Annotated in this window: 23 protein-coding genes; 5 read left to right on the forward strand and 18 right to left on the reverse strand. The window is 71.0% G+C overall.

Features of this window, described 5'->3' with window-relative positions:
* Nucleotides 1-398 precede the first annotated feature (398 nt).
* On the reverse strand, nt 399-731 hold the full coding sequence (locus QP090_RS11855; protein WP_285938803.1) for a WXG100 family type VII secretion target: 333 nt from the start codon (nt 729-731) through the stop codon (nt 399-401).
* Nucleotides 728-1174 (reverse strand): YbaB/EbfC family nucleoid-associated protein, encoded by a 447-nt coding sequence (locus QP090_RS11860; RefSeq protein ID WP_285938804.1) that lies wholly within the window; start codon nt 1172-1174, stop codon nt 728-730. Before QP090_RS11860 ends, QP090_RS11855 begins: the two co-directional genes overlap by 4 nt.
* Before the next feature lie 331 nt (nt 1175-1505).
* Here QP090_RS11860 and eccCa point away from each other — a divergent pair, with 331 nt between their 5' ends.
* Entirely contained in the window at nt 1506-5477 is a 3972-nt protein-coding gene (gene eccCa / locus QP090_RS11865) for a type VII secretion protein EccCa (protein WP_285938805.1), read from the forward strand.
* 4 nt (nt 5478-5481) lie between these two features.
* Nucleotides 5482-5961: a YbaB/EbfC family nucleoid-associated protein gene (locus QP090_RS11870; protein WP_285938806.1), complete on the forward strand. Its 480-nt coding sequence runs from the start codon at nt 5482-5484 to the stop codon at nt 5959-5961.
* 52 nt (nt 5962-6013) lie between these two features.
* Here QP090_RS11870 and QP090_RS11875 read toward each other — a convergent pair whose 3' ends face one another.
* Genes QP090_RS11875 through QP090_RS11890 form a run of 4 tightly spaced genes read right to left on the reverse strand, consistent with a single transcriptional unit; the run spans nt 6014 to nt 8903 of the window.
* The gene (locus QP090_RS11875) at nt 6014-6649 is read right to left on the reverse strand and encodes an LURP-one-related/scramblase family protein (RefSeq protein WP_285938807.1); all 636 of its coding nucleotides are present in this window, start codon (nt 6647-6649) and stop codon (nt 6014-6016) included.
* A 3-nt stretch (nt 6650-6652) separates the two neighbouring features.
* Complete coding sequence (locus QP090_RS11880) at nt 6653-7282, reverse strand: hypothetical protein (RefSeq protein ID WP_285938808.1); 630 nt, start codon at nt 7280-7282, stop codon at nt 6653-6655.
* A gap of 25 nt (nt 7283-7307) precedes the next feature.
* Nucleotides 7308-8546 carry a hypothetical protein gene (locus QP090_RS11885; RefSeq protein ID WP_285938809.1) on the reverse strand — a complete coding sequence of 413 codons (1239 nt, stop codon included), beginning with the start codon at nt 8544-8546 and terminating at the stop codon, nt 7308-7310.
* A 48-nt stretch (nt 8547-8594) separates the two neighbouring features.
* Nucleotides 8595-8903, reverse strand: a complete 309-nt coding sequence (locus tag QP090_RS11890) for a hypothetical protein (RefSeq protein ID WP_285938810.1) — start codon at nt 8901-8903, stop codon at nt 8595-8597.
* 189 nt (nt 8904-9092) lie between these two features.
* On the opposite strand from QP090_RS11890, the gene QP090_RS11895 reads away from it, so the two are divergent.
* The gene (locus QP090_RS11895) at nt 9093-10268 is read left to right on the forward strand and encodes a S8 family peptidase (protein ID WP_285938811.1); all 1176 of its coding nucleotides are present in this window, start codon (nt 9093-9095) and stop codon (nt 10266-10268) included.
* 262 nt (nt 10269-10530) lie between these two features.
* Here QP090_RS11895 and QP090_RS11900 read toward each other — a convergent pair whose 3' ends face one another.
* Together QP090_RS11900 and QP090_RS11905 are read right to left on the reverse strand one after the other, a co-directional pair.
* Nucleotides 10531-11742, reverse strand: a complete 1212-nt coding sequence (locus QP090_RS11900; protein ID WP_285938812.1) for a hypothetical protein — start codon at nt 11740-11742, stop codon at nt 10531-10533.
* Nucleotides 11743-11779: 37 nt separating this feature from the next.
* The gene (locus tag QP090_RS11905) at nt 11780-12082 is read right to left on the reverse strand and encodes a hypothetical protein (RefSeq protein ID WP_285938813.1); all 303 of its coding nucleotides are present in this window, start codon (nt 12080-12082) and stop codon (nt 11780-11782) included.
* A gap of 224 nt (nt 12083-12306) precedes the next feature.
* Between QP090_RS11905 and QP090_RS11910 the strand changes: the two genes are divergently transcribed.
* On the forward strand, nt 12307-12639 hold the full coding sequence (locus tag QP090_RS11910) for a hypothetical protein (RefSeq protein WP_285938814.1): 333 nt from the start codon (nt 12307-12309) through the stop codon (nt 12637-12639).
* A 96-nt stretch (nt 12640-12735) separates the two neighbouring features.
* Here QP090_RS11910 and QP090_RS11915 read toward each other — a convergent pair whose 3' ends face one another.
* The 9 genes from QP090_RS11915 to QP090_RS11950 form a co-directional block, all read right to left on the reverse strand.
* A complete protein-coding gene (locus tag QP090_RS11915; protein WP_285938815.1) occupies nt 12736-13044 on the reverse strand; it encodes a DUF1416 domain-containing protein in 309 nt (102 codons plus the stop codon).
* Between the two features lie 75 nt (nt 13045-13119).
* The gene (locus QP090_RS11920; protein WP_285938816.1) at nt 13120-13959 is read right to left on the reverse strand and encodes a sulfurtransferase; all 840 of its coding nucleotides are present in this window, start codon (nt 13957-13959) and stop codon (nt 13120-13122) included.
* Nucleotides 13956-14393 carry a DUF4395 domain-containing protein gene (locus tag QP090_RS11925; protein WP_285938817.1) on the reverse strand — a complete coding sequence of 146 codons (438 nt, stop codon included), beginning with the start codon at nt 14391-14393 and terminating at the stop codon, nt 13956-13958. The genes QP090_RS11920 and QP090_RS11925 overlap by 4 nt, the downstream gene beginning before the upstream one ends.
* 78 nt (nt 14394-14471) lie before the next feature.
* Nucleotides 14472-14537: a putative leader peptide gene (locus QP090_RS37635; protein ID WP_373293669.1), complete on the reverse strand. Its 66-nt coding sequence runs from the start codon at nt 14535-14537 to the stop codon at nt 14472-14474.
* Nucleotides 14538-14653: 116 nt separating this feature from the next.
* Nucleotides 14654-15076, reverse strand: coding sequence for a TlpA family protein disulfide reductase (locus QP090_RS11930; protein ID WP_285938818.1), 423 nt, complete (start codon nt 15074-15076; stop codon nt 14654-14656).
* Nucleotides 15077-15123: 47 nt separating this feature from the next.
* Nucleotides 15124-15870 carry an anti-sigma factor family protein gene (locus QP090_RS11935; protein WP_285938819.1) on the reverse strand — a complete coding sequence of 249 codons (747 nt, stop codon included), beginning with the start codon at nt 15868-15870 and terminating at the stop codon, nt 15124-15126.
* Nucleotides 15867-16382: a sigma-70 family RNA polymerase sigma factor gene (locus QP090_RS11940; RefSeq protein ID WP_285938820.1), complete on the reverse strand. Its 516-nt coding sequence runs from the start codon at nt 16380-16382 to the stop codon at nt 15867-15869. The genes QP090_RS11935 and QP090_RS11940 overlap by 4 nt, the downstream gene beginning before the upstream one ends.
* A gap of 93 nt (nt 16383-16475) precedes the next feature.
* The gene (locus QP090_RS11945; protein ID WP_285938821.1) at nt 16476-17177 is read right to left on the reverse strand and encodes an LmeA family phospholipid-binding protein; all 702 of its coding nucleotides are present in this window, start codon (nt 17175-17177) and stop codon (nt 16476-16478) included.
* Between the two features lie 123 nt (nt 17178-17300).
* A complete protein-coding gene (locus QP090_RS11950) occupies nt 17301-17561 on the reverse strand; it encodes a MoaD/ThiS family protein (protein WP_285938822.1) in 261 nt (86 codons plus the stop codon).
* A 225-nt stretch (nt 17562-17786) separates the two neighbouring features.
* On the opposite strand from QP090_RS11950, the gene QP090_RS11955 reads away from it, so the two are divergent.
* Nucleotides 17787-18503, forward strand: coding sequence for a winged helix-turn-helix transcriptional regulator (locus QP090_RS11955; protein WP_285938823.1), 717 nt, complete (start codon nt 17787-17789; stop codon nt 18501-18503).
* A gap of 553 nt (nt 18504-19056) precedes the next feature.
* On the opposite strand, the gene QP090_RS11960 is transcribed toward QP090_RS11955, so the two are convergent.
* Nucleotides 19057-19377, reverse strand: a complete 321-nt coding sequence (locus tag QP090_RS11960; RefSeq protein ID WP_285938824.1) for a hypothetical protein — start codon at nt 19375-19377, stop codon at nt 19057-19059.
* Nucleotides 19378-19464 lie beyond the last annotated feature (87 nt).

The raw sequence follows: 19464 nt of genomic DNA on the forward strand, positions 1-19464 counted from the left end.
ACTGTTCCATATCGATCGGCCGATCGCACCCTGATCTTCCTGCCGCCGGACGCCGGACGGCGCACCGGCCCGCCCTTTCGGCGATCTCGCCCGGGGTGATAGACGAGCGATCGGCGACCGAAGTTCATGGAGTCCGCGCTCCGATTCGATCTACGTTCGCCGGGGCGGCGCGGATGTCGGTGCGGCCTGCGCCAGGTGCGTTCGGCGAGCACGGCGGCGTTCCGGCCCAGCACATTCCACGCATCGCGATGCGGCCCATTGGCACAGGGACATGACACCCGTGCGGGTGCGGGAGAAAAGGTCCGGCAAGACGCACCGAATGTGCGCCGCCGGCGCGGACCAACGGCCACGGGGCGGGAGCCGGCCGCGCCGGGACGACCCCGCCGGGCCCGTGCCGGTCAGCCGTTGAGGGCGGTGGAGATCGACGTGATCTCGCCGACCATCTCCTCTTCGGCGCGCTCGTGATTGTCGGCCATCTCCATCAACTTCTCGCCGAGCGCCGCCAGGTCCTCGGCCGCACCGCTGAACGACTCTCCGGCCTTGGTCTGCACCGCGGTGTAGGACTCGCCGATCAGCATCCCGATGTCGTCGCCACCCCAGGGGGCGCCCATGCCCTCGACGCCGGACACCAGGTTCCGCCACTCCGCCGCCAGCCGCTCGCCCGCCGAGGCCAGACCGCTCGCGGCGGCCCGCAGCGTCTGCGGCTGGACGGTGTACCCGTCCGCGGTCACCGGCGGCCTCCGATCTTGGAGATCGTGTCGCTGAGCGCCTGCGTGATCATCTCCATCTGCCGCATGCCCTCGTTCTGGACCTGCTCGACCTGCCGGCCGAGGGCCTCGACGTCCGGCGCCCCGGCGGCGGCAGCGGCGGCTCCGGCGGAGTTGGCGCGCAGGTCGTCGAGCGCGGCGTTCACCGCGAGCACGAGCTGCTCGCCGAGCTCGGCGGAGGCCATCCGCATCGCGCGCGGGTCGAGTTCGACGCTCTTGAGCCGGCCGCCGACGGACGCGGTCGCCTTCACCCGGCCCTCGGCCGCCTCGCCGACGCCCTGGACCGCCTCTCCCTCGGCCGCGGGATCCGCCGGGGCTGAGCCGGACCGCATGGACTCGAGCGTCCGGCGCGCCTCGGACAACATGGAGTCGAGATCGGCCGCCGAGAAATCCGCCAAGACGGTCATCCCTCCGTGTGAACAACATGGGTCTTAACGGGATCATAACGAGCCGAAAGCCTTCGGGGCCGGGGAGCTCGGGATCCGCCGGGACGCCGGGGAGACGGCTCTGACCAGCCACTTGGGACCGAAACGACCTCGGAATGCCCGAAATACGGCCCGGGGCGGCAGTAGTGGGGGGCCTCTACCATTTGGTCGATTCGGTGAAGAACACGGGAACAGATGACCCTGGTGCACCGGGGTCACCCCCGGTCAGGGTGACGGTCCGGCCGGGGTGTGAGGTGACCGGCCCAGGCTCTGGCCTGACCTGGCCAACGGGTCCGCATGGGAGGAAGCGAACGTGAGCACGGTTGTCGTCCGGCGCCGGGAGCGACGGAAACCCCCGGCCCTGCCACGGGGTGAGGTTCTGCTGGAGTCCCCGCCAGAGCTGCCCGAGGTCGTCCCGCAAGGTTTCCAGGCGGTGCTGACGTACCTGCCGATGCTCGCCGGCTCGGGTGCGATGGTCTTCATGATGGTCGGCCGCGGGGGCGGCACCATGCAGTACGTCGCGGGCGGCATGTTCGCCGTCTCCATGTTCGGCATGATGCTCGGCCAGGTCGGCCGCGGCAACGGCGAGCGCAAGGTCAAGCTCAACAACGAGCGCCGCGACTACCTGCGGTACCTCGGCCAGGTGCGGCGCCGCGTCCGCGCCGCCGCCAAGCAGCAGCGCGAGGCCCTGGAGTGGGGCAGCCCCGACCCCGAGTCGCTGTGGTCGCTGGTGATGAGCGCGCGGCTGTGGGAGCGGCGCCCGCCGGACGACGACTTCGGCCAGGTCCGCGTCGGCACCGGCGCGCAGAAGCTGGCCGTCCAGCTCGTCTCCCCCGAGACCAAGCCGGTCGAGGACCTCGAGCCGATGAGCGCCGGCGCGCTGCGCCGGTTCATGCGCACCCACGCCAACGTGCCGAACCTGCCGATCTCGGTCTCGCTGCGGTCCTTCTCCCGGATCGTCCCGCACGGCGACCCCGAGGCCGTCTACGGCATGGTCCGCGCGATGATCACGCAGATCGCCGCGTTCCACTCCCCCGACGACGTGCAGATCTCGATCTGCGCCGCGCGCCAGCGGCTGCCCTGGTGGCAGTGGGTCAAGTGGCTGCCGCACAACCTGCACCCGACCGAGCACGACGCGGCCGGCCAGGTCCGGCTGACGAGCGAGAGCATGGCCACGCTGGAGGCGATGTTCGGGCAGGCCGTCAAGGACCGGCCCCGGTTCACCCCCGGCATGTCGCAGGACGACCTGCCCTACCACATCATCATCATGGACGGCGGGCAGGCGTCCTACGACTCCCAGCTCGCCGCCGACGGCATCGAGGGCGTCTGCATCATCGACCTCACCGGGTCGACCGCGCCGACGCACGAGTCGACGATGCTGCGGCTGGAGGTGCAGAAGGAGCAGATCGCGCGGCTCACCAAGGACCGCACCGGCAAGGACGTCTACACCCGGATCGGCAAGCCCGACACGATCACTCTCCAGCAGGCCGAGGCGCTCGCCCGGCAGCTCGCGCCGCTGCGCGCCAGCGGCCTCCAGGGCCCGGAGGAGGACGCGCTGTCCTCCGCGACCACGATGACCTCGCTGCTGGGCATCGAGAACCCCTTCAGCGTCGACCCGGCCGAGGTGTGGCGGCCCCGCGCGCCACGCAACCGGCTGCGCGTCCCGATCGGCATCGACCCGGACGGGCGGCCCGTCTCCCTCGACATCAAGGAGTCGGCGCAGGGCGGCATGGGCCCGCACGGCCTGTGCATCGGCGCCACCGGCTCGGGCAAGTCCGAACTGCTGCGCACGCTGGTGCTCGGGCTCGCGACGACGCACTCGTCCGAGGTGCTCAACTTCGTGCTCGTCGACTTCAAGGGCGGCGCGACGTTCCTCGGCATGGACGAGCTGAACCACGTGTCGGCCGTCATCACCAACCTCGAGGACGAGCTCCCGCTGGTCGACCGCATGTACGCGGCGCTCGAAGGCGAGATGGTCCGGCGGCAGGAGTACCTGCGCTCGTCCGGCAACTACGCCTCGCTGCGCGACTACGAGAAGGCGCGCGAGCAGGGCGCCGCCCTCAAGCCGATGCCGACGCTGTTCCTGGTGCTGGACGAGTTCTCCGAGCTGCTGTCGGCCAAGCCCGAGTTCGCCGACCTGTTCGTCATGATCGGACGGCTCGGCCGGTCCCTCGGCGTGCACATCCTGCTGGCCTCGCAGCGGCTGGAGGAGGGCAAGCTCCGCGGCCTCGACACGCACCTGTCGTACCGGATCGGGCTGCGCACCTTCTCCGCGCAGGAGTCGCGGGTGGTGCTCGGCTCGCCCGACGCCTACGAGCTGCCGTCGGCGCCCGGCCACGGCTACATGAAGTTCGGCACCGAGTCGATGACCCGGTTCCGCGCGGCGTACGTGTCCGGCCCCGCCACCGAGGACCTCCAGCCCGCGCAGAAGAAGGGCAAGCAGCACCTCCGGCAGGTCGTGCCGTACATCCCCGACTACATCCGGCCGCAGGTCATCGACGAGCCCGGCCAGAAGGAGGAGCAGAAGGAGGAGTCGCAGGCGTCGCTGTTCGACGTGGTGGTCAAGCAGCTCGAGGGGCACGGCCCGCCCGCGCACGAGATCTGGCTCCCGCCGCTCGACGTCCCGCCCACGCTGGACGAGCTGCTGCCGACCCTCGCGGTCGTCCCCGGACTCGGGCTGACCTCGCAGAACGACGCCTGGCGCAACCGGCTGCACGCGATCACCGGCATCGTCGACCGGCCGTTCCACCAGCGCCGCGACCCGATGTACACCGACCTGTCCGGCGCGGCCGGCAACGTCGGCATCGCCGGGGCGCCGCAGAGCGGCAAGTCGACGATGCTGCGCACGCTGATCGCCTCGCTCGCCGTGCTGCACACCCCGCAGCAGGTGCAGTTCTACTGCCTCGACTTCGGCGGCGGCACGCTGGCCGCGTTCGAGGAGCTGCCACACGTCGGCGGCATCGCGACCCGCCTCGACGCCGACCGGGTCCGCCGCACCGTCGCCGAGGTCACCTCGCTGCTCGAACAGCGCGAGCGCGAGTTCGCCGAGCGCGGCATCGACGGCATGGCCACCTACCGGCGGATGCGCGCCGCCGGCGAGATCCCCGGCGACGGCTACGGCGACGTGTTCCTCGTCGTGGACGGCTGGATGACGGTCCGCCAGGACTACGAGAACATCGAGCCGGTCATCACCGACCTGACCTCGCGCGGCCTCGGCTACGGCATCCACGTCATCGCCACGGTCAACAAGTGGTCGGAGTTCCGCACCATGATCCGCGACCTGTTCGGCAGCAAGCTGGAGCTGCGGATGGGCGACCCGTACGAGTCCGAGGTCGACCGCAAGCTCGCGCAGAACGTCCCCGAGGGACGGGCCGGGCGCGGCCTCACCCGCGACAAGCTGCACTTCCTGACCGCGCTGCCGCGGCTGGACGGCGACCCGAACGCCGAGAACCTCGCCGACGGCGTCCGCAAGTTCGTCGGCGCCGTCGCCGGCAACTGGCAGGGGCCGGGAGCGCCCAAGGTCCGGATGCTGCCGGCGGTGCTCCAGGCCGCCCAGCTCCCGTCGCCGGCCGAGACCGGGACGCGGATCCCGTTCGCGATCGACGAGGACTCGCTGTCCCCGGTGTACCTGGACTTCTCCCAGGAGTCGCACTTCCTGGTGATCGGCGACACCGAGTGCGGCAAGTCCAACCTGATGAAGACCATCATCGGCGGGCTGCTCGACCGGTACACCCCCGCGCAGGCCAAGCTGGTCTTCCTCGACTACCGGCGGGCGCTGCTCGACACCGCCGACACCGAGCACCGGATCGGCTACGCGGCCTCCTCCACGGCCGCCGCGTCGCTGGTCAAGGACGTCGTCGGCGCGCTGAAGGCCCGGCTCCCACCGGCCGACCTCACCCCCGACCAGCTCCGCGACCGGTCCTGGTGGACGGGCGCCGACCTGTACCTGGTCATCGACGACTACGACCTGGTCGCCACGTCCAGCAACCCGGTGACCCAGCTCGTCGAGCTGCTCCCGCAGGCCCGCGACATCGGCCTGCACGTCATCGTGGCCCGCGCGTTCGGCGGATCGGGCCGCGCGATGTACGACCCGGTCCTCCAGCGAATCAAGGAGATGGGCTCCCCCAGCCTGCTGATGTCCGGCAACAAGGACGAGGGGGTGGTCCTGGGCAACATCAAGGCCCACGCGCTGCCCCCGGGCCGCGGATACTTCATCGACCGCCGCGGCGGCACCCGGCTCGTCCAGACCGCCCACCAGCAGACCGCACCACCCCCGGAAAGGTAGACCAATGCCAGAGTTCAGCCTCGGTCAGGGCTTCGAGCGCTTCCAGCGCGACATGGAGCAGAACGTCGGCGACTTCTCCAAGATGCAGGACCGCATCAAGGAGGCCCTAGGGAAGGGCGAGGCGGCCGACGGCCGGATCGCCGCCGAGTTCCGCAGCGAGGGCGGCCTCACCAAGCTCACCCTGGACCCCCGCGTGTTACGGATGGGGACCGAGGAGCTCAGCGCGGAGGTGTGCAAGGCCGTCAACGCGGCCAGCCAGGACTTCCAGACGCAGGTCCGCGCGGCCGGCTCCGAGATGTTCTCGATGGGCCAGGACTCGGCGAAGGGGATGGACCCCTCCGCCGCCCTCGCCTCCCTCGACAAGATCGCCAACGGCTTCGCCGGCCAGATGAAGGACCTGGCCCGCGAGCTCGGCCTCCAGCAGCAGCGCGCCAAGGAGGCCATGGAGAACTACCAGGGCAAGGGCGACCCCACCGCCCGTTGACCCTTCTGCGCGGAGGCCCCCGGAACGAGCGTTCCGGGGGCCGGCGTGGTGGTCAGACTTGCGGGGTGGAGAGTTCCAGGGCCAGGGGGGCTGCGATGACGAGGGTGCGCAGGGGCTCGGGCAACTGCGTGTAGCGCTGCTTCAGGGTGAGGCTGCGGCGCTTCTGGGAGGTGGCCGAACGGCGGATCTCGATCAGGGCGACCTCGGTGCCCTGCGCGTCGGTGACGGTGCAGTCCTGGCCCTGGGCGCCAGCGCCGCCGGTGACGGTGCAGACGACCTGGTCGTAGCCGTCGTGGACGACGCGTTCCGTGGTCGTGCGACCGCCGCTGGAGAACGCCTTGAACAGGCCCTTCGCGCCGACCGGCCTGGTGGCCATGTGGCCGATCCGGGAGCCGTCGGGGGCGAGGACGGCGGGCCGGGTGAGCTCCGTCATCGGGTTCCCGGCACGGTCGACGAAGAACAGTGGGGTCTCGTCCGGTCCCTCGACACGGACCAGGACCCGCGACTCGTCCACGGCGGCGTGCGGGTCCGCGTACGGGAGCGCGCCGCCGCCCCGCGGTTCGGGCCGCCCGGTCGGGACCCGGACGGCCCTGGCCAGCAGCTCGCCCTGCGGGCCGGTGATGACGTACGCGCGGGGGCCGGCGGGCTCGTCCATCGTCCAGATCGGGGCATCGTACAGACCGGCCATGGGTCAGCTCCGGCTCAGGTCGAAGGCGATCGGCGAGGCGATCACGAGCGTGCGCAGCGGGTCCGGTAGCCGGAAGGGCAGGTGCAGGACGTACCGGTCGCCGGACCACTGGTTCCGGGCCCGCTCCATCCGGGCGAGCTCGGTGCCGTCCGGGTCGGTGTACGCGCAGGCCCGCCCGCCGACCGCGTGGTCGATGACGCCGCCCACGTACGTCGGCTCCCAGGTGATGGAGCACAGCGGCGTGCCGCCGGCGTCGAGAAGCTGCTGCGCCTGGTTGAAGTCGCTGCGACCGCCGGGGAGGCGGCTCCGGCCCTCCAGGTGGCTCCGCGCGAACGCCGCCGCGTCCTCGGCGAAGCGGCCGATGAGCGTGCCGTCCGGCGCGACGATCGCGACCGGCGAGTCGGGGGCGCGGTCGACGAAGAACAGCGGGGCGCCGTCCAGGCCGCTGACCTGGACGACGACGCGGGCGTTCGCCGGGCCCGACCCGAACCGGCCGAGCAGGCCCTTGCGCGGACGCTCCCCGGCCGCCTGGACGCCGCGGGCGAGCGGGTTCTCCCGGGCGTCGCCGATCTCGTACTCCAGCGCGGCCGAGCGCTGCTCGATGACCAGCACCGGAGCGGCGAAGACGCTCAACGGCGGGCCGTCCGCCGCCCGGCGGTCACCGGTCCCACGGCGGCGCCTCGCTCTCGGACTTGGAGTTGCCGAGCACCGACTCGGTCTTGTCGCTCCACGTGGTCTTGCCGTCGCCGTCGACGGCGACGCCGTTGGTCGAGTTGTAGACGTTGCCGGTCTGGTAGGTGGCGCCGTGGTTCTCCTTGACCGACCAGCTGCCGTCGTCGACGCCGTACCTGCCATCGACCCCGCCGGTGGCGCCGTAGCCGTTCTTCTCGTAGCCGCCGTTGATGCCGCCGTACACCGAGTCGTTGCCCTTGGCGTCCTCTTCCCAGCCGACCTTGCCGCCGCCGGTCACGCCGGAGGCGGTGGTGTACTTGCCCTCGCCCTCCACGCCCATCCAGCCGCGGTCGCCGTACTTGGCGTGCGCGCCGACCACGGCCGTGCCGCCGCCGGGGCCCTCGACGGTCGCGCCGGCGCCGACGTTCCAGGTGCTGTCGAAGTTGCGGTCGGCGTCGAGGTCGACGGCCTTGAGCGGCGTGCCCTTGCCGCCGCCCTCGATGTTGACGCCGCCGGTCCGGTTGACGTAGTTGAGGCCGGCGTTCGCCGCGTTCTGCCCGAGGTTGGCGAGCGCGCCGGCCGCGCCGGTGGCCTGCGCCTGCATGAAGTCGCCGAGGGCCTTGTCGTTGCCCTTGACCGTCTCGGCGATCGCGGCCACCATCGACCCGCCCGCCATGGTCGCGGCCCCGAGCTGGCCGACGCCGGCGAGGATGGCCGTGGCGACGTGCGTGACGGTCAGGCAGGTCGCCGCGATCGCCAGCAGCTCCGGGTAGGCCGGGGCGCCGACCACCGAGGCGAGCGCGGCGGCGGCGGCGATGGCCAGCACGCCGAGGAAGCTCCCCATCGCCAGCGCGAAGATCGCGTACGCGAACAGCGCGTAGGCGATCACGGTGAGGGCGATCCCGACCGCCATGCAGAAGACGTAGAGGACCTGGAGCTGGGAGCAGAACTCCTGGACCTTGGCCTCATAGCCCTTGCGGTCGTCGGCCGTCCAGTCCTGCCCGCCGATGGAGGCGACGCTCTGCTGGAGATCCTCGGCGGTCTTCTGGACGAGGCCCGCCGCGTTCTGCCATTCGATTCCGGCCTTCTCCAGGTCGGTGGCCTTGCCGGTGGACGCCTTGAACTCGAAGTTGACCATGATGGCCGGCGCTAACACCAGCCCGGCCGCCATCGCCTCGGTGGTGGCGATGTTCATCATGCCGTCGGACGCCGAAAGCGCACTCATGTTCTGCCGTTCCTTCGCTGTGGTTCAGGGATGAAACAGGGTGCGCCGTCAGACCGTCCTGATCACGTTCGCGTTCTCCGCGCCGGTGTAGTTCTCGGCCGTGGTCGCGATGCCCTTGGCCAAGCCGTCGAGCATCTCCAGATGGGTCTTCAGGTCCTCGAACGCGAACTGGACGGCACCGGGGTAGGCCATCGAGGCCGTCGTGCAGGTAATGCTGAACGAGCCGCCCTCCAGGTTGTAGACATCGATGGTGTTCAGCGTGTCCCCGGCCTTCTGGAGGCTCGGCGCGATCTTGCTTTTGATCTCCTTGCCGTGCTGCTCGATCCGTCCGGGATTGATCTCGATCCGGTCGCCCATACTCGCCCCTCGTTCCGGTCCGCCACGCTCCGGCACACTTCATCCGATTCCGCGCCCCTGCCGCGCGGTCTCCGCGGCAGGATAGGACATATCGCTCTCTTCGTGACGGACTTCAGTTGCCGGATATGCGGCACGCCTGATCCTTTAGAGTCGGTGAGGACCGGAGTGCGGCGGCATGGAGGCTTTCAGATGAGATGGACGGCGGTCGCGGTGGTGACCGGCGGCCTCGCGGCCCTGGTCGCCGTTCCCATGCCGGCGCAGGCCGCGGCGGGCTGCCCGAGCGCGCCCGAGTCCGGCGGGCTGGTCAAGAACCAGATCACCGACACACCGTGGGCGCAGAAGCTGCTCCCCCTCGCCGAGGCGCAGGAGAAGGCCGACGGGCACGGTGTGAAGATCGCTGTGATCGACAGCGGGGTCGACACCACCAGCCCGCAGCTCGCCGGCCAGGCCGTGCCCACCGTCGACCTCACCGGCACCGGCCGGCGCGACTGCGTCGGGCACGGCACCGAGGTCGCCGGCATCATCGCGGCCAAGCCGAAGATGAGCCTGTTCGTGGGCGTCGCGCCCGGCGCCCGGATCATCCCGATCAAGTACGCGGCGACGGCCACCAACAACGACGACCGGCTGCTGGTCAAGGGCATCGACGAGGCGGTCAGGCGCGGCGCGCAGATCATCAACATCTCGTCCGAGACGCACACCGACACCCCCGAGCTCCGGCAGGCGGTCACCCGGGCGCAGAACGCGAACATCCTGATCGTCGCCGCGGCCGGCAACGTCAACCCGAAGAAGGGCGGGTCGCCCACGCCGTCCTACCCGGCGCAGTACAGCGGGGTCCTCTCGGTCGGCGCGATCGCGCAGGACGGCCAGGTCACCCAGTTCTCCAACACCGCCACCCGGGTCTCGGTGATCGCCCCCGGCAAGGACATCCTCACCATCGCCCCCGGCGGCGGCTACATCGTCAAGGGCGAGGGGACCAGCTTCGCGACCCCGTTCGTCGCCGGCGTGGCCGCGCTGGTCAAGCAGACCCATCCGCGGCTGACCGCCGCGCAGCTCAAGCAGCGCATCGAGGCCACCGCCGACGGGCAGAAGGGCGCGGGCAGCGGCTACGGCGTGGTCAACCCGCTCGCCGCCGTCACCGCGGTGATCGACCCCAACACCCCGCTGGCGCCCGCATCCGAGCCCGGCTCGGTCCGGCTCGCGGTGGCCGACAAGCCCGACCCCGCCGTCCGCAACACCGCCCTCGGCATCGGGCTCGGCGGGCTCGGCCTCGCGGCCCTCGTCGTCGCGGGCGGGGTGCTGATCCCCGCGGGCCGGCGGCGCGGCTGGCGTCCGGGCTGGGTCACCCAGCAGCACCGGGCCGACTGAGCGATGTAATACGTTCCGGAGGCGCGGAAACCCCGGCGGAAGGTCGCCGGAACGGCCCGCGACAGGTCCTCGCGCATCCGGCCGAGGCTCGCGACCCGTCCCTCGGGCGGACGGTCACCGAACCCCTGCCCGGCATATCCCAGTGCCGCGCCCGTCGGAGCGGTGCTCTGATAGGTGAGTTGCGCCCGAGGTTCCGCACCGAACACGAAACGGGACCCCGTTCCCACGGGATCCCGTCGCTCGGCTCCGGTTCGCGCTCTGGCTACTTGTCCCAGGGCGGGGTCTCGTCGGTCCCGTCCGGGGTCTCGTGCTTGTAGGTGGTGCTGCCGCCGCCCTGGCCGTCGTACTCGTAGCCGTAGGTCGTCTTGTCGTCGTCCTTGCCCAACTGCTGGGTGCCGCCGTAGCCCTCGATCTTCCCCTGGCCGGTCCCGAAGTCGTGCTCGCCGCTGACGCCGGCGGTGTAGCCGCTGACCGAGCCGGGCGTCGAGACCCCGGCCTTGGCGCCGTAGGTGAGCTGCCCGGCCTCGCCCTGCCCAACGCCGTCGGGATCGGTGTACCCCGCGCTGAGCTCGGCCGACGCCCCGGACGGCTCGTGCTTGCCCGAGAGCGTGACGTCCCCGCCCTGGAAGCCCTCGTCGCCGAACTGGAGGTGCCCGTTCACGGTGCCCTCGAAGTCGCCGGAGGTGAAGGTGGCCCCGCCGCCGACGGTCCACGTGTTGTCGGCGTCCCGGTCGGCGTCGAAGTCGACCTCGCTGAGGGGCGACTCGCCCTTGGCCGCGGAGAGGCTCGCGTTGACCATGTTCTGCCCGAGGTTGGCCAGGGCGGTTGCCGACCCGTTCATCTCGGCCGTCATGAAGTCGTTGAACGCCTGGTCGTTGCCCAGCCGGCTCTCCTGCATCGCGGTGACCAGCGAGCCGCCCTGGAACACCACCGCGGCGAGCCCTGCCGCCGTGACCAGGATGCCGGTGGCGACCAGCGTGATGACCAGGAAGGTAGCGGCGATCTCCTCGCAGACGACGGTCGCCTCGGCGGTGATGACCCCCGCCGCCGCGGCCGCGGCGGTCACGGCGAGGATCGCGATCGCGATCCCCATCGAGACGGCGAAGATCGCGTACACGAACAGCGCCCACGCGTAGACGATCAGCGCCATGCTCACCGCGGTGCAGAAGGTGTGCATGACGTCCAACTGGGCGAGGAACTCCCCGACCTTCGCCTCGTAGAGGCGCCGGTCGTCGGCGTCCCAGTCCTGGGCCGCGATGTTCTCGACCGAGGCCCTGAGCTCGCTCGCGGTCCGCTCGATGGCGGCCACCGCCTCGTCCCATTTCTGGCTGGCCGTCTCCAGATTCGCCGGGCTGCCCTTGGCCAGCCCGAACTGGATGGTGATCGGAATGACCGGCGGGAGAATGTACTCCGCTCCGCTGGTGCAGGTCGTGGCGATTTCCATCATGCTGTCGTACGCGTCGAACGAGGTCATGCCCCTCTTCCCGGAATCGGCGCTGCCCGTGGACCGGTCAGACCTGAGTGATCGTGCTGGCCTCTTCGGCGGCCCGGTAGGTCCTGGCGGTCGCGTCGAGCCCGGAGGCGAACTTGCTCAGCATCTCCAGATGCGTTTCCAGGTCCTCGTAAGCGAACTGGAGCGCCATCGGATAGGCCATCGAGGCCATGGTGCCGTCGACGCTGAAGTCGCCGCCCTCGATGGTGCCGCCGGTGTTCAGCGCGTCCCGGGCACCATTGAGAATGCTCGCGATGGTGGACTTGACGTCCTCACCGTGCTGGGCGATTCGCTCGGGATTGATCTGGATCTGCTGGCCCACGCCAGGGTCCTTCCTACGGTGCGTGCCTGAGACGGGCACCGTATTCGGGAGCGTTATCGGCCGCATATCGATGCGATATCACCAGTTCCCGCGCGAACGCGAGCCCGATTCCGGATCGCCGCGCGGATGTCGTCGTCCGGCTGCGCGAAAGCGTCCGGCCCGTCCCAACTTTTTGTGGCAAACGCCATTGAACCGGCGATCGGGTCACATTACGCTTCGCGGCCATGAGGACTCGCGCACGCAGAACCGCCAACCTCGCCTTCGCGGCGACGCTGGCCTTCGGAGGGATTCTCAGTGCCGCCCCCGGCTGCACCACCAACACCTGCGTCAACGGCTCGTGCACCGTCACCTTCAAGGACGGCGCCCGGGAGACGACGGTCGGGGGGCTGGGCGATCTGAAGGTGTCGCTGACGGGCGTGGACGGCGTTCGGGCGCGGGTGACGATCGGCGGCACGCGGGCGACGCTCACCCGGGGCTCGCGGCAGCCGGTGGGCGCCTACCAGGTGGAGGCGACCGAGGTCACGACGGAGAAGGTCGTCCTGAAGGTCTCGCGGTGAACGCGACGGACCCCGCCGTCGCGGGACGCGAGGCGGGGTCCGGGGCGGGCCTGCGACCGGGCCGGGCGGAGCCGGGCCGGCCGATCGAACCGTAGGTCAGATCGCGACCGCGAGGGCGGCGACCTCACCGGTCTTGGCGGTGACGGTGCTGTCGATGCTCACCCCGCCGGCGGCCAGGACGCGCACGGTCCAGTCGCCGTCGGCGGCGAAGAACCGGAACACGCCCTCGTCGCCGGTCACGACCTCGGCGGTGAACTCGCCGGTCGAGTCGAGCAGGCGGGCATAGGCACTGGACACGGGGGCACCCTCGCGGGTGACCGTGCCCTGGATGACGGCCTCATTGGACAGGTCGACGGTCGCCGGAAGGGACGCCGTCTGCGCGGGCGCTGCGCAACCCTGGGTCATAGCTCCTCCATCTCCACACGGCCCCGCCGGGCGCGGCGGGGAGAACGGCCCGCTCCCTGGGAGCGGGCCGGGGTCCTACTTGGGGTCGCCGAGCTCGATCGGCACGCCGACCAGCGAGCCGTACTCGGTCCAGGAACCGTCGTAGTTCTTGACGTCCGGCAGGCCCAGCAGCTCGCGCAGCGCGAACCACGTGTGCGAGGACCGCTCGCCGATCCGGCAGTAGGCGATGATCGGCTTGTTCAGGTCGACGCCGGCGTCACCGTAGATCTTGCGCAGCTCGTCATCGGACTTGAAGGTGCCGTCGTCGTTGGCCGCCTTGGACCACGGGATGCTGCGCGCGGTCGGCACGTGGCCGGCCCGCTGCGCCTGCTCCTGCGGGAGGTGGGCCGGCGCCAGCAGCTTGCCCGAGAACTCGTCGGGCGAGCGGACGTCGATGAGGCCCTTGCTGCCGATGGAGTCGACGACCTCGTCGCGGAAGGACCGGATCGTCAGGTCCTGGTCCTTGGCCTTGTAACCGGTGGCCGGACGGGAGGGGACGTCGGTGACCAGCTCGCGGGAGTCGAGCTCCCACTTCTTCCGGCCGCCGTCGAGCAGCTTCACGTTCTCGTGCCCGTAGAGCTTGAAGTACCAGTACGCGTAGGCGGCGAACCAGTTGTTGTTGCCGCCGTAGAGGATCACCAGGTCGTCATTGGCGATGCCCTTGGCCGACAGCAGCTCCTCGAAGCCGGTCTTGTCGACGAAGTCGCGGCGGACCGGGTCCTGGAGCTCGGTCTTCCAGTCGATCTTCACGGCGCCACGGATGTGGCCCTTGTCGTAGGCGGACACGTCCTCGTCGACCTCGACGAGAACCAGAGCGGGTGCGTCCAGGTTGGACGCCACCCATTCGGCGTCCACCAGGACGTCGGAGCGGCTCATGCGGGAACCTCCCTGTCGGAGCGAATCTTCGCTGTAATACGTCGGATCAGCACATACATCTCGCAGCCGAGGCAGAACCCGAACACCGCGTTCAGGAACGCCGCCCCCAGCGCGAAGGCGGTGGCACCGATGCCGAGCCAGGTGATCCCCGATCCGTACCCGACCGTTCCCACCAGGGTGAACGCCAGCCCGACGCCCTGCGCGAAGCGGGGCGGGCCGGCGTCCTCGAGTTCCCCCGGCGGGCCGAGACGAGGACGGACGAGCAGTCTGTAGACCAGTCCGTACGGCGCGAACCGCAGGCCGAAGAACGTCGCCATGGCGAAGACCAGGGCCTGGGCCGCGAGCAGCACCCCGTTCCCGTTCACCAGGACCGCGAGGAGGATCACCGTCGTGACGGCCGCGGCGAAACGCTGCCCACGCGGATCAACCTGCATCGGGGTGCTCCTGGCGGAGAAAGAAGAGTGCGTACGAGCGTGATGTCGAAATGCTCGGGGTCGGTCGGGCTCGATGCCTCAGGCCGTGCGACAGAGCGAGGCGGCCAGGCGGCAGAAGTCGACCGCCCGACGCTTCGTGAGCATCTGCTCTGTCCGGGTACGCACGCCCTGATGGTAAGCCGACAACCGCGGCGCTGTCACATCCGTCTCGCCTTTCGAGACAGTGACAAATCCGTTCACGCAGGTCAACCGGCTGCCGCTCACGTGATGGCGGTGCCGAGAGCCGCGATGACGTCGGCCCTGCGGGGCTGCCCGGCGGCCCGGCGGACGATCCGGCCGGCGCCGTCCAGCACCAGCACGGTGGGGGTCCGCAGCACGTTCAGCCTGCGGACCAGATCGAGATGGTCCTCGGCGTCCAGCTCGACGTGGGCGACCCCGTCGAGCATCGTCGCGACCTCGTCCAGCACCCGGCGGGTGGCGCGGCAGGGCGCGCAGAACGCACTGGAGAACTGGACCAGGGTGGCCTTCTCACCGAGCTCGGCACCCAGGTCGCCGGACCCGAGGGTCTCGCTCACGTCGCCATCCCCTCCCCGCGCGCGCAGCACCCCGTCGCGGCGCCGCCGGATCAGCCCGAACACCGTCGCCGCCACGAGCACCGCCGCCGCGACCAGTGCACCTTCCATCGCCCTACAACCCGCCTCACCGCGGACTTCTTCCGCAAGCCCGCAGGTTACGCGGGAATGGTGAGCAGGGGCGGCCCGTCCAGGGAGACGATCTCGAACGAAAAGAGCTGGTCACGCCGGAACATGGTGGACGCGGGGTACTCCCCGTAGCCCTTGTCGTAAGGCACGTACCAGCTTCCGAGCGGCTCGCGGCGGCCGTCCCGGGCGATCACGCTCCACCGGCAGTGCGAGCCCTTCTTCGCTCCCGCCAGGAAGAGCTGGAGGCTCGTCCCCCACTGCCTCTCGTGCAGGAGGACGTAGCCCCTCACCCCGGTCTTCGCGTCCTCCGCGGCCAGCCGTTCGGTCCGGCCCGCCCGGACGCCGGACGCCGAGCCGCCGGGCGCGGGCACCGCGGACGCCGGCGACGGCGGCGCAGCCCGGTGGCCCTGCGCCTTGGCCGTCACGAGGCCGCCGAGCAGCCCGCCGACCACCAGCAGCAGGCAGGCCGCCGCGACCAGCGGCCACCAGGGACGCGCGACACGCAGCCACCGCGCCGGCGCCGGCGCCGGCCGCCGGCCCGCCGCCGCCCGCGCCAGCAGCCCCTCGAGCAGCTCGGGCTCGGGGCCGGCGACCTGGGTGAGCTGCGCCTCGTCGACCCGTCCGAGCAGCGCGGGCAGCCCGGCCAGGCCGGCGAGCTCGTCGCGGCAGACCGGGCAGGTCTCCAGGTGCGCCTCCAGCCGGGACCGCTCGGCCGGGTCGATCGCCCCCAGGACGTAGACGCCGAGCGAGGTACGCGCCTCTGCGCAGTCGGTCATGGAGCCAGCCCCCGCTCCTCCAGTGCGAGTTTGAGCGCCCGCAGGGCGTAGTAGGTCCGGGACTTCACGGTGCCGGGCGGGATGCCGAGCGTCCGGGCGGCCTCGGCCACCGAGCGGCCCCGGTAGAACGTCTCCACCAGGACGGCCCGGTGCGTCGGGCTGAGATCGGCGAGGGCCTCGGCGACCGTCCAGGACTCCAGGGCGCGCTCGATGTCGTCCGACCCGGCCGCCGTCATCAGCGCCTGCTCGTCGATGCCGGTCTCCGGCGGCCTGGACCGTTTGGCCCGGTGCGCGTCCACCACCAGGTTGCGCGCGACGGTGAACAGCCACGGCCGTACGGGACGCGCCACGAGCGCTTCCGGGTGCTTCCAGGCGCGCAGCAGCGTCTCCTGCACGACGTCCTCGGCCTGCGGGCGGTCGCCGCCCGTCAGCCGGAGTACGTAACCGAGGAGGGGACCGCCATGCTCGCTGTACAGGGCGCGGAGCAACCCCTCGTCCGCGGTGGGACCCACACCACTGACACGTACACGCGTCCCGTCCGGTTCACAAGGATCGCGTCCGATCGACGCGCGCCGGCGTGCGGACACTTCTGGCGCGGACGTCCGTCAGGCGTTGGGCAGGTCGTTCAGGCGGACGTTGTCGGCGGTGGCGGCGACGCGCAGCCCCTCGGGGGTGGGCTGGATGGCGGTGATGCGCGAGCCCACCGGCAGGTTCGCCACCGGGACCGTCCAGGTGAGCCGGCGCTGGACCAGGGCCAGCGGGATCTGGCTGCTGCCGTTGGAGCCCACCGACACCGGTGTGATCGAGATGCCCTTCGCCGTCGGCTTGACCTTGACGATCGCCGTTCCGGTGACGGGGAAGCCGAGGACGGCGCCGGTCAGCTCGACCTGGAGGTCGTCGCCCTTCGGCGCGATCCCCTTGACCTCCTTGGGCGCCCGCTCCTTGATCACGCTGTACGGCAGGACGGCCGAGGCGGTGGCGGTGCGCGCGGTGACGCTCTCGGCGTTGCCGGAGGTCACCTGGGAGAGCGGCGCGTTCACCCCGCGCATCTCGATCTTGACGCCGTGCACCGTCACCCCCTGCTCGGTCCAGTCGCCGATGGCCACGTCGATCTTGTCGTAGTCACCGCCGACCGCCTGGGTGAGGAAGGGGATCCCGTGGATGGTCACGTCCGGGCGCTGCGACAGTTGGTACTGCGCGGCGACCTGCTTGCCGATCTCGTTCTGGGCCACCCGCACACCGAGGCGGTCGGCCGCCACCAGCCCGACGGCCAGCAGGATCACCAGGACCAGCAGTACCTTCCGCATCTTCTACCTCCAGGCGATGGCGCGGTCGCCAAACCTTAGTCCGCGCCGGGATCCGGTGCAGTCGCCCCCTGGAGTGAGATCATCCGGGGCCCGATCACCCGGACGAACCGGATCAATGTGACATCAGCCACCGGCGAACGGCGGCAGCACCTCGACCACTCCCCCCTCGGGAAGCGCGATCGCCCCGTGCGGCCGGCCGCCGACGGGGTCGCCGTCGACGAGGAAGGCACTGCGCTCCACGACACGCCGGAAGTGCCCGTCCCGCCCGTCCTGCCGGGCCGCCTCGGCGAGCGCGTCGGCGAGCGTCACCGCGTCGTACGGCTCCTCGCCGACGCCCGCCGCGGCCTTGGCCGCGGCCCAGTACCGGATCGTTCCCTTGGCCATTTCCCCAGGGTCTCATCCCGAGGCTCTCGTCATCCGGACGCGAACCCGCCATTGCCTCGATGGCCACCTCGGATATGCTCTTGGCTGAGGGATCCGGGCGACGAGGCCATGGAGTTCAGCTGACAGCCCTGCGTGGTCACCTCGCCGTCGAGCCGATGGCCGTTGCCGGGCTCGCAGCTGAGCCGCCGCCTGGGTCCTACGTCTTTTTAGACGAGGAGGCGGCACTTGAGCAGCTTGCTCTTGCTGACCAACGCGTTGGAGCCTTCCGACGAAGTCCTGCCCGCGCTCGGGCTCCTGCTGCACTCGGTGCGCGTCGCTCCGGCCGAGGGATCCGCGCTGATCGACGCTCCACCCGCCGACGTGGTGCTCGTCGACGCCCGCCGCGACCTGGTCCAGGCCAAGAGCCTGTCCCGGCTGCTGCGCACCACCGGCCTCGACTGCCCGCTGCTGGGCATCGTCACCGAGGGCGGCCTGGCCGCGCTCAGCCCCGAGTGGGGCCTGGACGACATGCTGCTGCAGACCGCCGGCCCCGCCGAGGTCGAGGCGCGGCTCCGGCTCGCGGTCGGCCGCGCCGCCGCGGTCGCCGAGGCCGACGAGGTGCCCGGCGAGATCCGCAGCGGCGAGCTGACCATCGACGAGGCGACCTACACCGCGCGGCTGCGCGGCCGGGTTCTCGACCTGACGTTCAAGGAGTTCGAGCTTCTGAAGTACCTGGCCCAGCACCCGGGCCGCGTCTTCACCCGCGCCCAGCTCCTCCAGGAGGTCTGGGGCTACGACTACTTCGGCGGCACCCGCACGGTCGACGTGCACGTCCGCCGCCTGCGGGCCAAGCTCGGCGCCGAGTACGAGAGCCTCATCGGCACCGTCCGCAACGTCGGCTACCGCTTCGTCCCGGACCACCGCCCCGGCGAGACCGAAGAGGCCACCGCGCCCGTGGGGTAGCCGGACCGGAGCGAAGCGAGGACCGCCTGCCCCTCGACGGGGGTCTGGGGGTCGCCCCCCAGGAAAAAAAAGGGGTAGCCGGACCGGAGCGAAGCGAGGACCGCCTGCCCCTCGACGGGGGTCTGGGGGCCGCCCCCAGGAAAATGGGGTAGCCGGAAGCGAGGCCCGCCTCCGGCCGGGCCGACCCCGGTCTGGGGGTAGAGCACTCCGCTGAACCACTGTTAGGCGTGGTGTGAGCGAGGTCGGCCCGGAGGAGTGTGAGGCGGTCAGCCCCGGCGGCGTCGGCCACGGTGTGAATCGGGCGAACATGCGATGCAGGGCGTTCCGTCGGGGTGCGGCGCCGGACAGAAGACCTGGGTGCCTACGACACCGCTGGCGGGCCGGGCAACAGTGACGCTCATCGGCCGGTGCGCGTGCCGAGCGACGGGGCGGCGGGTGGGACGCCGGCGAAGAACCAGGACAGTCCACGCGCCGACCAGGAAGCCGACCGCCCCACAACTCAGGCTCGCCGCCAGCATCGACACGAAGACCTGATCGACCAAGGCCGACATCGTCACCACGACCCGCTGATCCGCTGACGGCTGACCTGCGTCCGGGGACGGGTCTTCTCCCGGTCGTCCTGCCAGGCCATCAACTTGCGGACCTCGGCTTCGGACAACCCCGCCACGACCGAGAGAAGACCGTCCTCCCGTTCGGCGCGCGTCAGGGGACGACGTAGATGCGCCTCCCACGTTTGCGTCGTCAGGTTCTTCTCGGGTTCGTACCACCGCCCCGTCGACTCACCGGCCGCCGGTGTCGCGGTGCCCTCGTCGGGGTCGCTCGTGGTGAGTCGGGACCGGTGGGGACCTTCGGCTCTGTGCACTCCCATGATCACGTCCTAGCTGTCCAGGAGATCTCCTCTACGGACTGACAGGATGCGCTCCTCCGGGATATCTTCGCTACGTTCCCGGAACACGCGAAA

Source organism: Actinomadura xylanilytica (genome assembly GCF_030283145.1).
Classification (GTDB): Bacteria; Actinomycetota; Actinomycetes; order Streptosporangiales; family Streptosporangiaceae; genus Spirillospora; species Spirillospora xylanilytica.